This is a genomic window from Paraglaciecola marina, from assembly GCF_004360155.1.
Lineage (GTDB): Bacteria > Pseudomonadota > Gammaproteobacteria > Enterobacterales > Alteromonadaceae > Paraglaciecola > Paraglaciecola marina.
Genome location: NZ_SAIS01000018.1, coordinates 1 through 13,898, shown reverse-complemented (window position 1 = coordinate 13,898; position 13,898 = coordinate 1). Strand labels below are relative to the sequence as shown.

Annotated in this window: 15 protein-coding genes; 1 reads left to right on the top strand and 14 read right to left on the bottom strand. The window is 38.2% G+C overall.

The features are described from left to right. Nucleotides 1-28 precede the first annotated feature (28 nt). The 11 genes from EOK74_RS18390 to ccoN form a co-directional block, all read right to left on the bottom strand. Nucleotides 29-1,075, bottom strand: coding sequence for a patatin-like phospholipase family protein (locus EOK74_RS18390; RefSeq protein ID WP_133471578.1), 1,047 nt, complete (start codon nt 1,073-1,075; stop codon nt 29-31). Nucleotides 1,076-1,085: 10 nt separating this feature from the next. Further along, on the bottom strand, nt 1,086-2,006 hold the full coding sequence (gene ttcA / locus EOK74_RS18385; RefSeq protein ID WP_133471577.1) for a tRNA 2-thiocytidine(32) synthetase TtcA: 921 nt from the start codon (nt 2,004-2,006) through the stop codon (nt 1,086-1,088). A 167-nt stretch (nt 2,007-2,173) separates the two neighbouring features. Continuing rightward, on the bottom strand, nt 2,174-3,106 hold the full coding sequence (uspE, locus tag EOK74_RS18380) for a universal stress protein UspE (protein ID WP_133471576.1): 933 nt from the start codon (nt 3,104-3,106) through the stop codon (nt 2,174-2,176). 109 nt (nt 3,107-3,215) lie between these two features. Further along, the gene (locus EOK74_RS18375; protein WP_133471575.1) at nt 3,216-3,887 is read right to left on the bottom strand and encodes a sulfite exporter TauE/SafE family protein; all 672 of its coding nucleotides are present in this window, start codon (nt 3,885-3,887) and stop codon (nt 3,216-3,218) included. Then, nucleotides 3,880-4,071: a cbb3-type cytochrome oxidase assembly protein CcoS gene (gene ccoS, locus EOK74_RS18370; protein WP_166638803.1), complete on the bottom strand. Its 192-nt coding sequence runs from the start codon at nt 4,069-4,071 to the stop codon at nt 3,880-3,882. The genes EOK74_RS18375 and ccoS overlap by 8 nt, the downstream gene beginning before the upstream one ends. 13 nt (nt 4,072-4,084) lie before the next feature. Further along, on the bottom strand, nt 4,085-6,454 hold the full coding sequence (locus tag EOK74_RS18365; RefSeq protein ID WP_133471574.1) for a heavy metal translocating P-type ATPase: 2,370 nt from the start codon (nt 6,452-6,454) through the stop codon (nt 4,085-4,087). A 4-nt stretch (nt 6,455-6,458) separates the two neighbouring features. Beyond that, a complete protein-coding gene (locus EOK74_RS18360) occupies nt 6,459-6,950 on the bottom strand; it encodes a FixH family protein (protein WP_133471573.1) in 492 nt (163 codons plus the stop codon). 80 nt (nt 6,951-7,030) lie between these two features. After that, the gene (ccoP, locus tag EOK74_RS18355) at nt 7,031-7,987 is read right to left on the bottom strand and encodes a cytochrome-c oxidase, cbb3-type subunit III (protein ID WP_133471572.1); all 957 of its coding nucleotides are present in this window, start codon (nt 7,985-7,987) and stop codon (nt 7,031-7,033) included. Continuing rightward, complete coding sequence (locus EOK74_RS18350; protein WP_133471571.1) at nt 7,980-8,153, bottom strand: cbb3-type cytochrome oxidase subunit 3; 174 nt, start codon at nt 8,151-8,153, stop codon at nt 7,980-7,982. Before EOK74_RS18350 ends, ccoP begins: the two co-directional genes overlap by 8 nt. Before the next feature lies 1 nt (nt 8,154). Further along, nucleotides 8,155-8,760 (bottom strand): cytochrome-c oxidase, cbb3-type subunit II, encoded by a 606-nt coding sequence (gene ccoO / locus EOK74_RS18345; protein ID WP_133471570.1) that lies wholly within the window; start codon nt 8,758-8,760, stop codon nt 8,155-8,157. Between the two features lie 12 nt (nt 8,761-8,772). Continuing rightward, nucleotides 8,773-10,206 (bottom strand): cytochrome-c oxidase, cbb3-type subunit I, encoded by a 1,434-nt coding sequence (ccoN, locus tag EOK74_RS18340; RefSeq protein WP_133471569.1) that lies wholly within the window; start codon nt 10,204-10,206, stop codon nt 8,773-8,775. Between the two features lie 372 nt (nt 10,207-10,578). Here ccoN and EOK74_RS18335 point away from each other — a divergent pair, with 372 nt between their 5' ends. Further along, entirely contained in the window at nt 10,579-10,899 is a 321-nt protein-coding gene (locus EOK74_RS18335) for a hypothetical protein (protein ID WP_133471568.1), read from the top strand. 53 nt (nt 10,900-10,952) lie between these two features. Here the strand turns inward: EOK74_RS18335 and bfr (EOK74_RS18330) are convergent, their stop codons facing one another. The 3 genes from bfr (EOK74_RS18330) to EOK74_RS18320 all read right to left on the bottom strand — a co-directional run bounded on the left by bfr (EOK74_RS18330) (nt 10,953) and on the right by EOK74_RS18320 (nt 13,604). Continuing rightward, on the bottom strand, nt 10,953-11,420 hold the full coding sequence (bfr, locus tag EOK74_RS18330; RefSeq protein WP_133471567.1) for a bacterioferritin: 468 nt from the start codon (nt 11,418-11,420) through the stop codon (nt 10,953-10,955). A gap of 1 nt (nt 11,421) precedes the next feature. Continuing rightward, nucleotides 11,422-11,895, bottom strand: coding sequence for a bacterioferritin (bfr, locus tag EOK74_RS18325; protein WP_133471566.1), 474 nt, complete (start codon nt 11,893-11,895; stop codon nt 11,422-11,424). Between the two features lie 122 nt (nt 11,896-12,017). Next, nucleotides 12,018-13,604 (bottom strand): cation:proton antiporter family protein, encoded by a 1,587-nt coding sequence (locus EOK74_RS18320; protein WP_133471565.1) that lies wholly within the window; start codon nt 13,602-13,604, stop codon nt 12,018-12,020. Nucleotides 13,605-13,898: the final 294 nt, after the last annotated feature.

The window sequence follows — 13,898 nt, the reverse complement described above, 5'->3', positions numbered from 1 at the left end:
TAGTGTTTAATATTTTCCAGCTCTGAGTTTACTTAGCCTCATCTAAACTAAGATGATATTTAATTTGAGCTGCGATACGTTCTACACTGCCATGGCCCTCTGAAATTAGTTCTTTGGCGCGGTAAAACTCCATCATGCCAAAATCTCTAAGCTGGGGCTCAATTAAGATATCTGGGGGGTCTCCAGCAAGTCTAGAACGGGTTACTCTTGCAGATAGTATATCTAGAGAACCCGTCATCGCGTTGATAATTGACGGCGCTGGCGGAGCAGGCACTTTAGTTTGTGAGTCTTGATCGTCTTCTTGTTGTTTTTCCAGAGCAGGCTCTAACATATCGAGACATTCTTGTGTAAGGCAAGGCTCATCATCTTCATCTACTGCTTCTTTTATCAAAGGCTCTTCTACCACTTCTGAGGTATTAGAGTCTTTCTTAAACCACTGTTGAATCTGTTTATGGCTACGTTTAAAAAAGTCTGAAGTTTTCTTTTGGTTATTGCCGTGATCTATTTCTCGGTTTACCAATGATTGGGGCCTAAAGTCTGCACTTAGGTTAACTGCAATGACAAAGTCAGCTCCTAGCATCCTACACATATTAACAGGAACAGGGTTGACCACCCCACCATCTACTAACCACCGGTTTTCATGTAAACTTGGCGGAAATAAGCCAGGTATAGAGCATGAGGCTCTAACTGCGCTCGCAATTGAACCAGATAAAAAGTTAACTTCTCTACCACTATATAAATCGGTAGCAACAGCCCCAAATGGCATATCTAGTTGCTCGAATGTTTCACAGCTGAAATTTTCTTCAAGGGCCGTAAATACCTTTTGGCCACTCATCAAACCGCCTTTGTGAAAGCCCACCCCCATTAAAGAAAACACCTGCCATTCTGTTAGGCTTTCTACCCACTCGGCTAACTCAGGTAATTTACCTGAAGCATAAGCCGCTCCAACATAAGAGCCTATAGAGCAGCCCGTTACTATATCAATTTTGATACCCATTTCTTCTAAGGCTTTTATCACACCAATGTGTGCCCACCCTCGAGCTGCACCGCTCCCCAAAGCTAATCCAATTTTCATGATACGTTCCTTAGAGGTTGGTTACTGCTAGTGGAGTGACTATATTGATTGACTGCTTGGCTTCAGATGTCACAGTGTCGTTTTTAACCTCTGGCTCATCAAATCCAATATCTCCATTTTCATAAGGAGTATCTTGAGTACTTAAGCTTTCAAATGCAAAAAGGTGATTATCTGCTAGGTGAGATGGCACCACATTTTGTAAGGCTCTAGCCATATTTTCTATACGGCCAGGAAAGCGTTGCTGCCAGTCTTGGAGCATGCCTTTGATTTTTTTACGTTGTAAGTTTTCTTGGGAGCCACATAAATTACAGGGAATAATAGGAAAGCCCATGTTAGCTGAATACTCAGCAATATCTTGCTCTGCACAGTATGCTAAAGGCCTAATTACTATATGTTTGCCGTCATCACTTACTAGTTTAGGAGGCATTGATTTTAACTGTCCACCATAAAACATATTTAACATCAGCGTCTCTAACATGTCGTCTCTATGGTGACCTAGTGCTATTTTTGTCGCTCCTAAACGACTTGCTGTTTTATACAAAATGCCTCTGCGTAAACGTGAACATAAAGCACAAGTTGTTTTACCCTCTGGTACTTTGTCGACCACAATGGAGTAGGTGTCTTCTTCAACGATTTCAAAGTCTACCCCTAACTTAGTTAAATACTTTGGCAAGATATGTTCGGGGAATCCTGGTTGTTTTTGATCTAAATTAACTGCCACTATACTAAATGAAATCGGTGCGACTTTTTGTTTATAGAGAAGTACGTCCAACATGGTGTAGCTGTCTTTACCACCAGACAGACAAACCATAACTTTGTCGCCTTCTTCAATCATACTAAAATCAGCTATGGCCTTACCGGTAAAATGCCTGATACGTTTGCGAATTTTAGGAGCGTTTGGTTTTAGATCTTGGTTAGACATATGACTCATGGTTATCTTACTTAAATAAACTGAAAGTTTGTGGCTAGGCGATTATCCGCAAATTATACCCTATATTGATTGGCTGTCTAAGGGGTAGGCTTTGAAACAATGGAAGTTTTAAAGAGGCCTTGATTATCATTGATAGGCAAGGCAACAAATAGACCACTTAAAATTGGTTAAGATAATTTTATCGGAGAAATAAATCCGTCAGGCTTAATGGCTAATACATCACAATTTAGCTTATCTATTACATGTTCAGCAGTATTCCCTATAAGTGCTGCAGAAATCCCTTGCCTACCCACTGTCCCCAGAACCACTAATTCTGCATCAAGCTTCGAGGCGTAGCCTGGAATGACGTCTTCGGGTAACCCCATAGCTACATGGCAAAACTCAGTAGAGATTTGATATTCTTTTCCATGGGTTTGAAGTGATAATTTATGGTGTTCTTTGACAGTTTCTTGGTGTGTTACCGGATCAAAGTCTGGAATTGTCATAACAATATTAAGTGGTGTACTTGGATAAGCGTTAACCAAATGGACATCTGAAGCTAATAAACTTCCAAAGCTATTTGCATGCTTGGTGACCTGTTCATTAAGAGATAAATGGTCTGCATCGTTAGCCCCCGCATTGATAGCGGCGATTATTTTACCACCTATAGGCCAATCGTGTTCTTTAACTAATAGCACAGGGACAGGGGCTTTACGCATAATATGCCAATCTGTAGGAGTAAAAATAACAGATTCCAAGGTATCGTGATGTTGCGTCCCTTTAACTATTAAATCATAGCCATTTTCTAATACTTCTCGAATGATGCTTTCGTAGGGACGGTTATGCCAAACTATTTTAACATTAATATCAATAAATTCTCGTCCTATGGTTTTAGCTACTAAATTTTTAAGCCAATCAGTTTTATCGTCAACTACAGCCTGTCGCATATTTTCCCGCTCATCCATAGACAACATAGTTGTCATTTCATAGGAAAAATCATAAATACATAGGAAGGCAGTTATACTTGCTTGGTTCATTCGTGCAATTTCAAGGGCTCTGGAGAGGGATTTTTGTTGTGAAGAATCTGCTTCAATTACAGCTAAAATTTTATTGTATTGCATTGGCTTACCTCTTAAATTTAAAAAGTTAACGCCTTCTCAGTTTATGAAGATAATTTAAATTCTGTCAACCAGTAAGTTAACGCTTGGTTTAATAATAAAGTTGAGATGTTTACTTTAAGGAATTTTGAAATGTTAGATACATTTGAAAAGCTGCAAACATTAGCAATAATACCCCTATCACTTTTTTGGTAACCGGTAGCTGTAAATAGGTCTTAGATCTTTCAAACCCTAAGGACATCAAGAACATGATGGGTAAAGTGCCTAACCCAAAACCTAACATAATTTTTGCTCCGTTTATGGCTGAGCCACTGGCTAAAGACCAAGTAAGAACTGAGTATACTAAACCACAGGGTAACCACCCCCAAATAGCCCCATAAGGTAATGCTTGTAACGGACTTTTGAAGGGTAATATTTTCTTTGACCAGGGGCGTAGAAACTTCCAAAATAGGCTGCCAACAGCTTCAACTTTAGTTAAACCTTGCCACCAACCTGCAATATATAAAGCCAATATGACTAAGAACACACTACTTAGAAACTGCAGAATCACTATCCCTTGATCAACTTGTTGAGATACCATTTTACCTAACCATCCGGTTAACGCACCAGCGACAGTATAACTAGTTACTCTACCTATATTATAAGTAAAGGCATACAGCTGCGTAGATGCACCTTTCGGAATAGCGTAAGAAAACGCCCCTACAATACCACCGCACATACCCACACAATGAATACCTCCTGCCAGACCAATTATTAAGGCAGAAATAAACGATAGATCATTCATGTTTTTCTGGAGTAGGGGGAGTTGAGTTTTGCTTATGTTTGGGTAGGTCATCGTCAAACAAGATGCTACTGCCGTGCCTTTCTAAGTCATCAAATTGATTTGATTTGACAGCCCAAAAAAACACGAATACTGCTATACAGACTAATAAAATAGCGATGGGGATCAACACATAAATAATACTCACGAAACACCTTCCATTACTTTAAAAGTCTAATTGAATTGATTACCACAATTAAGGAACTAAGAGACATACCAATGACAGCCATCCAAGGCGTTAATACTCCAGAGACTGCTAGTGGTAATACCAAAATATTATACCCTATGGCCCAGCCTATATTTTGCTTGATTTTATTTTTACAACGTTTGGCTATATTAAAAACTACGTTAATTTTATCTAAAGAGTTATCTAGCAGCACTACATCAGCCGAAGATTTGGCTAGGTCAGAGCTTACTCCTAAAGTAACTGATACATTGGCTTGAGCTAATACTGGCGCATCATTGATACCATCGCCCACCATTAGAACGGTATACCCATCTTTCTGAGCTTTTTTAATCACGCCTAACTTTTGCTCTGGTGTGTGTTTAGACAACCAATTAGGGATATGTAATTGCTTGGCAATAGCGTACACCATTGGTTCAGCGTCGCCACTAATCAAGGTCACCTTTTTATCCTTAAATGTTTCTAAAATAGCAGTGGTGCTTGGACGAATTTTATCAGCTAATGCAAAGCCACAAAGTACTCGATTGTTGGCTTGTAGAAATACGTTACATATCTGCAATGGCTTTGGTATCTCTTGTTCCATGTACAGTTCAGAGCCTAATTTATATTGAATATTATTGATTGTTCCTTGAATGCCTTTACCAATTACTGTTGAAAAATTTACTACAGGGTAGGGGCATTGAATATCTTCGAATGCTTTAGCTATTGGATGTTCAGAATACTGCTCTAAACAAGCTGCAACTTGAAGCCAGTGCTCATCTCGTTTATCGATATTGTTTACACATTGACTTAGTGAAAACTTTCCTTCTGTTAAGGTGCCAGTTTTGTCGAATGCCACCCAGTCTACATTTGATATTTGTTCTAGTGCGTCGGCTCGTTTTAACAAAATACCTTTACCATTTAAATGGGCTACAGCACAAGACAAAGCCGAGGGTGTTGCTAGGCCTAAGGCACAAGGGCAAGTTGCTATTAGCACAGCTATCATATGCCATAGTGCTTCTTCTGGGCTAATTTGGTGCCAAACTAGATAAGTAATAGCTGAAGTTAATAATACTACTGCTACAAAATATTGAGAAAATCGGTCCGCTATTCCAGCTATCTTCGGTTTATTGGCCAAGGCTTGACTTTGTAGTTGGTTGATTTGGTTTAATACTGAATGCTTTAAAGTACTGGTGACTTTAATCGTTAATGTACCTAATTGATTAACCGTACCTGCATAAACCTTTTCACCTTTTGTTTTACTAACTAGTTCGAATTCACCAGTTAATAAGGCTTCGTCTAGCTGTCCTTGCCCTTCAACTATTGTCCCATCAATGGGAACCAGATCGCCGGCTTTAACTAACACTAACTGCTCTAATTTTAAAGATTTGGCCAGTACTGGGTGTACTTGTTTGTTCTCGACTAAATTGGCCATAGTCGGCATATATTCAAGCATGTTAGCGGATAATTGTGATGCTTTATAACGTGCGCCATGCTCCAAATATCGGCTTATCAGTAACAGGAATACAAACATACTCAGTGATTCAAAATAGGTTTGCCCTGTGTTTTGAAAGGTTGCAAGGACACTAGATAAATAAGTTAATGACAAAGCTAAGCTAACTGGAACATCCATATTGACAGATTTAGCTTTAAGAGCTCTTAGCGCTCCTGAGTAAAACCCTGATGCTGAATACAGTAATACTGGGGTCGTTAATAACAAACTCACCCAATTAAAATATTGCTTTGTTTGTTCGTCTATATGCCCAAATAAATCGAAAAATACGCCTATATTTAACATCATGACCTGCATAGTCATTAAACCGGCTAGACCTAGTTTTTTAAGAAATGCTTGGTTTTCTTGCTTGTATGAAGCTTCGTGTTGTTCTGGTTGAAAGGGCTTGGCGTGATAGCCAATGTTTTCTATGTGTTTTAAGATTGCGCTTAATTGCAGTAAGTCACTGTCCCAACTGACTGTTGCCCGCCTTGCTGATACATTCACAGCAACCTGCATTATGCCTTTTAGCTTTGAAAGTTGTTTTTCTATTAGCCAGCCACATGCCGCGCAATTTATACCACTTATGGTTAATTGAATTTCATGGGTACTATTGTTTTTACCAACAAATTCGCTAAGTATTAGGTCATCATCAAATACAGATAATTTTTCAAGTAAGTCTTCGTCATTTTCAGATGCTTTTTCAGCAAACTCGCTACGGTAGTGATAATAGTCCTCCAGACCGTTTTCTACTATTGATTCAGCCACGGCTAAACACCCAGGGCAACAAAAGTGTTGGGGTTTATTCAATACTTTTGTTTGATAATGAGAGCCAGCTGGAACAGCTAGCCCACAGTGGAAACACTTTATTTCCATGAAACTAAGGGTTCAACTCAAAAGCTTGCGCTTTAGGGAGGGAAACTACTTTTTGAATTTTCCAGTCTTCATCTAATGGCTGTAGACTAATTTGCCATTTTCCAGATATGTCTGTCTCTAGAGGTGCGCGAAATACGCCTTTTGCATCTCTTAACAAAGTTACAGAAAAATCCTTGAAATCCTGGGTAGAGTGAAAAAAGTTAAGTGTTAACACTTCCCCTTTAGTAGGTGCCCCAGATACAAAGCTAATAGCTACATATTCAGAAGAAACCTTAACCGATGTTTGAATATTGAGGTCTTTGGCTTTTTGTACCTTTTGAAACTTTAAATTGATGCCTTTACCTTCTTTATAATAGTCATCAACTACCATGCTGTCCTCAGAATTAAAAGCCAATCTCATCATAGTAAAACTTAAGACCATTGACGTTAAAGGAACAAATATTAAAAACCAGGGCCAAAATTGCTTATACCAAATCTTTGAAGGTGTTGATTGCATCTAGTTGGGGTGCTCTAAGTTTAATTTACAAAATAAAAAGCCCCTGCATAGGCAGGGGCTCTCATTATAACTGATTGTGTCTATTTGTCTTGAGACAAACTATATACATATGCAGCGACTAAATGGATTTTCTTTTCACCTAAGGTATTTTTAAACGATGGCATTACACCATTTCTACCGTAGGTTAAGGTTTCAGTAATTGTTTTCTCTGTACCACCATACAACCATGTTTGATCGGTTAGGTTAGGGGCACCAAAAGCGTAATTACCTTTACCATCTTGGCCATGACATGCAGCACAAATTGCAAACCTAGCTTCACCGGCTTCAACCAAATCTTGGTCTAGCTCTGGTCTGTTACTAAGGCTAAGTACATAAGAAACTAGTTCTTTTATACCTTGTTCACCCATAGCATCTAGCTGGGCTGGCATTAGCGCTTGCCTACCATTGATGAGGGTTTCAGTGATTTTTTCAGGTGTACCACCATACAGCCAATCGTCATCTGTTAGGTTAGGGAACCCTCGTTGACCACGTGCATCTGACCCATGACACTGTGAACAATTTTGACTAAATAATCGTTGCCCTATTTTAAGAGCTTCAGGATCCTTCGCTAAATCTGTAATCGGCTGTTTGTAATAGCCGTCAAAGATAGGAGCGTAAAGCTCGTTAGCAAATGCAACTTCTCTATCATATTGGCTAATTACACCATTATCTTTAACAAGTTCAATTGCGGCTCTAGACTCTTCCAAAGATAGAATTTTCTGATTAGAACTCTGCCAATTCAATAAACCTTTAAAGTTACCTAAACCAGGGTATAAAACTAAATAAATTAATCCCCAAGCGATACATATGTAAAATAAGTACGTCCACCATTTAGGAAGTTGATTGTTAATTTCGATAATGCCATCAAATTCATGATGCATATCGTCGCCCTCTTTAACGCCCGTTTGATTAGACAGACACCAGCGTAACAATAGAAAACAACCTAAAATTGACCCCAGTGTTATAACTGAAATCCAGATACTCCAAAAACTACTCATCTACTTTAGACTCCCGATTATTTTGTTGGGGTTCATCATCAAAAATTAGCTTTTCTGCTTCATCAAAGCCTGCTTTTGATTTTTTACTGTATGCCCACCAAACGATTCCTATAAAACAAACAAACACTAAAACTGTATAGATACTGCCACTCGTTGCGTAATCCATATTATTTCAACGCCGTGCCAAGTGATTGTAAGTATGAAATTAATGCTTCCATTTCTGTTTTGCCTTTAACCGCGTCTTTCGCACCAGCAATGTCTTCATCTGTATAAGGAACACCAAAGTCTCTAAATACTGATAGCTTTTTCGCTGTTAATTCCCCGTCTAAGGTGTTTTCCATTAACCAAGGAAATCCGGGCATGTTAGAAGCGGGAACCACATCTCTAGGGTTGATTAGGTGAACTTGATGCCACGCATCACTATAGCGACCACCAACACGCGCTAAATCAGGACCAGTTCGTTTTGAACCCCATAAAAATGGGTGCTCCCAAACTGATTCACCAGCAACTGAATAGTGACCATAACGCTCCGTTTCAGCCCTAAAAGGACGGATCATTTGGCTGTGACAACCTACACATCCTTCACGAATGAAAATATCACGCCCTTCCATCTGCAAAGGGGTATAAGGTGTTAAGCCATCCACTGGCGTCATAGTTTGTTGTTGGAACATAAGCGGTGTTATTTGTGCCATCCCTCCTAAACTAATCGCAACTAATATAAGAATGGCCATAAGCCCGACATTTTTTTCAATTATTTCATGTGCATTTTTCATCGATAGACTTCCTTACACCGCTTGCGCTTCAGGCTCTACCGCCTGTTCTTTACTATCACTTTTAATCGTTCTGTAGACGTTGTAGGCCATGATCAACATACCAATCACTACTAAAACTCCACCTAAGAATCGAACAAAGTAGAATGGTTTTGATGCTTCAAGAGATTCTACAAAACTATAGGTTAGCGTACCGTCGTCATTAATCGCACGCCACATTAACCCCTGAAGTACACCTGACATCCACATAGCTACTATATATAAAACCACACCCACAGTAGCGAACCAGAAATGTACATTGATTAACTTAATGCTATACATTCTAGGCTTATCAAATAACACAGGGATTAGGTGATATATAGAACCAATTGACACCATAGCAACCCAACCTAGGGCACCTGAGTGTACGTGACCAACAGTCCAATCAGTATAATGTGATAATGCGTTAACAGTCTTAATAGCCATCATTGGCCCTTCGAAGGTAGACATACCGTAGAAAGACAAAGAAACCACTAAAAATCGCAAAATTGGATCGGTTCGTAATTTATGCCATGCGCCAGATAACGTCATGATGCCGTTGATCATGCCACCCCAAGATGGAACAAATAGAATGATAGACATTGCCATACCTAAAGACTGTGTCCAGTCAGGAAGGGCAGTGTAGTGTAAGTGGTGAGGACCAGCCCAAATGTATAATGAAATAAGCGCCCAGAAATGCACTACTGATAGGCGGTATGAATAAACAGGGCGCCCAGCTTGTTTAGGTACAAAATAATACATCATGCCTAAGAAGCCAGCAGTTAAGAAGAATCCAACTGCATTATGTCCGTACCACCATTGAATCATGGCATCTACAGCACCGGCATAAATCGAGTAGGACTTAGTTAATGAAACGGGGATAACCATGCTATTAGCAATATGCAAAACAGCAACGGTGATCATGAAAGCACCAAAGAACCAGTTCGCTACATAGATATGAGAAACCTTACGAATAACCATGGTTCCGAAGAAATTGATTATATAGGACACCCAAACTAATGCTAAAAGAATATCAATTGGCCACTCAAGCTCTGCATACTCTTTTGAACTTGTAAGACCCATAGGAAGTGTAATCACGGCTAAAACAATAACCGCTTGCCATCCCCAAAAAGTAAATGTAGCCAGCTTATCGCTGAATAACCTTACATTAGATGTTCGTTGAACCACATATAAAGATGTAGCGAACAATGCACACCCACCAAAAGCGAAAATAACAGCATTAGTATGTAATGGCCTTAACCTAGAAAAGGTTAACCAAGGCGTATCGAAGTTTAACGCAGGCCAATAAAGTTGAGCAGCAATAAACACACCCATTGCCATGCCTATAATGCCCCACACTACGGTCATCACCGCAAACTGCCGAATTACTTTATAGTTATATTCGGGATGTACTTGAATAGCTTCACTCATTTAATGAATCTTCCACTCTGTTAACATAAAATTTACTGAATTATTACAAATAAAATACAGCATAGTCTGATATTTGCCCAATTAGCTAAGCAATTGATATTTAGCTTAATATGATCCATAACCCTAAATATTCTAGGGATTTAATGAGCAAAAAGAAAGATAAAACGAGCTTGCCAGTCTTCTTTTTTTTCATCACACTAAATATCCTGTTAGTTTACCTGCTGAGAAATTGTGAGTCCCACCTTTTTTACAAGAACATTGATCACGGTCGCTATAATTTTAGTTGTAATTGGCTTTTTGTTTAGCCAAAGCAATAATTCTGTCTTAAAAACAAACACTCAATGTAACCTAGATAATAAAACGCAATGTGAGTTGAAGACTCAAAGTGAAGTCGTATCTGTTAAGTTTTTGCAACCCATCCAACTAGAAGAAGAATTAAAGCTAACAGTAACTTTAAGTGATAGTTTAAAAATCAAACAAATTTGGGTGCAGGGAATAAATATGTATATGGGTAAAACAGCCGTAATATTAGAAAATGTTTCTCATATTTCCTCAAGTTTTACTTACGATGGCCTATTGTTTATAGGTGCATGCAGTGAGCCTGATATGAAATGGCAGCTTATTATACAAACTGAAAATACAGAGAAAGTGACTCAATCATGGTTTTTTAACTTTGAAACTCACAGAAATTAAAAAGCCAGATTCAACAAGAGTCTGGCCTAGGGGAGGGGGTTAGTAAAACAATACTACATTTGAGATTGTAAATAATTAGACAAGCCCAACCGTTTAATTAGCCCTAATTGTTGCTCTAACCAATGTGCGTGATCCATTTCAGTATCGTCCAATAATACCAATAACATATCTCGAGTTACGTAATCTTGCTCTGTCTCACAAAGGCTAATGGTATCTTTTAAGGCTTGTGCAACTACATATTCAACCCTTAAGTCACTTTCCAACATGCTTGGAACATCGGTACCTATAACTAACCCATCTCGCTTGGTCATATCAGGTATACCCTCGAGAAAAAGCATACGTTCTATTAATTTAGTTGCATGACCTTTTTCATCATCAAATTCATGGGAGATACGTTCATACAGCTTGGTAAGTCCCCAATCTTGATACATTTCTGAGTGGATAAAGTATTGGTCCATTGCTGCTAACTCATAAGCCAGTAGGGAGTTGAGTTTATCTATAATGATTTGTTTACCTAGCATATTAATCTTCCTCTAACTGGCTTTGCAGATAATTTTCAATACCCATATGCGTAATCTGATATTGTTGAGTTTCTATCCAATCTATATGATCTTCTTCGTACTTTAAAATACCTTCAAATAAATCTCTTGATACAAAGTCTTGGAGTTCTTCACACTGGCTAATAGCTTTCTTTAATAAAGGTATTTGAGATTGTTGAAAAGTCATATCACAGCTCAGCATTTCAGTGGTTTCTTCTCCAATCATTAACTTACCTAACAACTGTAAATTAGGAACACCTTCTAAAAATAAAACGCGCTCGATCAACTCATCGGCCTGCTTCATATCTTTAATTGATTTTTTGTAGGTAAATTTACTTAGGTTTTCAAAACCCCAGTTTTTGTACATTTTAGCGTGTAAAAAGTATTGATTAATTGAAGTTAATTCAAAGGTTAATACTTCATTAAGTACACTGATTACCTGTTTGTCACCTTTCATAGAGTTGGTCCATAGATATTGCCGTTGAACACATTATAGTATGTGGATACTTAAAACACCAATCAAAATCACAAAAAACCTTTATAAAACAATGGTATATATAGTGATAATGATTCTTGTTATTAGTCTTTGTTGAGTCTTGAACTATGTTTTATCAGCTGTAAACTTTCTTCAGCAAACCCCATTCCTGCCTCTGTAAAAAAGTTAAAAACTTTGTCAGAGCCAGCATCAAGTAGCGGTTGAATTTCATCTTCATAACGGGCTATTGAAGCAATCTTTCCTTTGTAATTGGCATGCATCAATTGCTCGGTAATATTACAAATATCCTCAATAGAAGGTAGTGCCAGTAATACCAGTTCTACATGGCTAAGGTCCATGTTTTCCCAGAGGTCGACATCTTCACCATCACCTACCATTGCTTGGAAACCTTCATCTTCAAGCTTCCTAATCCTAACTGGATCAGCATCCATTCCCCACACTTTATCTCCTAGAATACTTGTTAAAGAGGAATAGGCCCCCTTACCAACTCGCCCTAATCCCACAACTATTATTTGCGCCCCAGTCGGCTGAACGTAAACATCTTCTTTCAAGCGTATTGTCTTCTCAAAATTCTTTAGGTGATCTTTATACCTTGCATACTGATTATGAGAAGTCTTATAGATAAGGCCTGTTATCACAAATGAAAAAGAAACCGCTAACGCAAAAATTACCAGCCACTGCGCTGTTAACCAACCAATGCTAACTAGTAATGCGACAACTATTAGTCCAAATTCACTGTAATTAGACAGGACTAAACTCGCTAAATAGCTTGTTCGCGCTCTAAGGCGAAGCATTAGAAATAGTTTAAAAAATATTATAAATTTTATGGGTATAAATAGACAAAGCAAGATAGCAGTCATCAACAAGTCAAAAGTGGGTAGGGCACTGAACCCTATTGTTAAGAAAAATCCTATTAAAAACAGGTCTTTAAATCCCATTAATGACTTAGACATTTCTGCAGATTTCACGTGAGTTGCAATAATCATCCCCACAATTAAAGCCCCTAAATCTCCTTTAATCCCTACGATTTCAAATAACTGATATCCACCCAATGCCAACATAAATCCAGTTAAAACTAGCAACTCTCCATGGCCAACTATTTCTAATATTTTTGCCCATATAGGCTTAATAAAAAACAAAACTAGTAATAGAGGGGCCCAAACTGAAGGGATTTTTCCTGTCGCCATTACCAGAAAAAGTACCGCTACTATGTCTTGCATAACCAAGACACCAATAGCTAATTTACCGTGACGTGTCTTAATTTCACCGCTTTCTTCAAGTATTTTTACAATACAAACTGTACTACTAAAACTTAATGAAAATGCCAATAAACAATGAGTATTGAAGTCTAGATCTGCAAAAACCTCTAGCCCTAACCAGGTGAATCCAGCTAAAGATAGGTTAACTATGGTGACCCAAACTAGGGTGTGAGAAATACTTCCTAGCCAAACTTCCTTTTTCAATAAATCTCTAACGTTTAGTTTTAGTCCAATTGTAAATAACATCAGAGTGATGCCTAGGTTCGCCAGAGTTTGAAGGTTATCAGTGGATTGATAACCCAAATAATTCAAAACAAACCCAGCCGTTAAGTAACCTATAAGTGTGGGTAAACCTAAAAGTTTTGCGCCAAAGCCACAAGCAAAGGCAAGAAGAATAAATGCAAATTCCATAGCACCACAATATAAAGAGTTAGTTAAAATATATGGTAATGCTTTTCTTACGGAATGTCAGAAGCTTTATTCTTATTAATTAAGCTAACTGATATTGATAGCAGTGGTCACACATTAACCTAATAGTGCAAAGTCACCATAGAGTAACAAGAATATGTTGTGACAACTTCAAATACTGTAGCGTTAACTAGCAGGTGTGTTTGCTTAATCTCTATGTTATTTATGGAAGATGTAGAATATATTCAATTTAACATAATATACATTATAGGAACTTAAGTATTATGTGGATTAGGG

Coding starts and splice junctions, on each gene's coding strand:
- EOK74_RS18390 (WP_133471578.1), bottom strand. CDS start 1,075: ATGAAAATTGGATTAGCTTTGGGGAGCGGTGCAGCTCGAGGGTGGGCA.
- ttcA (WP_133471577.1), bottom strand. CDS start 2,006: ATGAGTCATATGTCTAACCAAGATCTAAAACCAAACGCTCCTAAAATT.
- uspE (WP_133471576.1), bottom strand. CDS start 3,106: ATGCAATACAATAAAATTTTAGCTGTAATTGAAGCAGATTCTTCACAA.
- EOK74_RS18375 (WP_133471575.1), bottom strand. CDS start 3,887: ATGAATGATCTATCGTTTATTTCTGCCTTAATAATTGGTCTGGCAGGA.
- EOK74_RS18365 (WP_133471574.1), bottom strand. CDS start 6,454: ATGGAAATAAAGTGTTTCCACTGTGGGCTAGCTGTTCCAGCTGGCTCT.
- EOK74_RS18360 (WP_133471573.1), bottom strand. CDS start 6,950: ATGCAATCAACACCTTCAAAGATTTGGTATAAGCAATTTTGGCCCTGG.
- ccoP (WP_133471572.1), bottom strand. CDS start 7,987: ATGAGTAGTTTTTGGAGTATCTGGATTTCAGTTATAACACTGGGGTCA.
- EOK74_RS18350 (WP_133471571.1), bottom strand. CDS start 8,153: ATGGATTACGCAACGAGTGGCAGTATCTATACAGTTTTAGTGTTTGTT.
- ccoO (WP_133471570.1), bottom strand. CDS start 8,760: ATGAAAAATGCACATGAAATAATTGAAAAAAATGTCGGGCTTATGGCC.
- ccoN (WP_133471569.1), bottom strand. CDS start 10,206: ATGAGTGAAGCTATTCAAGTACATCCCGAATATAACTATAAAGTAATT.
- bfr (WP_133471567.1), bottom strand. CDS start 11,420: ATGCTAGGTAAACAAATCATTATAGATAAACTCAACTCCCTACTGGCT.
- bfr (WP_133471566.1), bottom strand. CDS start 11,895: ATGAAAGGTGACAAACAGGTAATCAGTGTACTTAATGAAGTATTAACC.
- EOK74_RS18320 (WP_133471565.1), bottom strand. CDS start 13,604: ATGGAATTTGCATTTATTCTTCTTGCCTTTGCTTGTGGCTTTGGCGCA.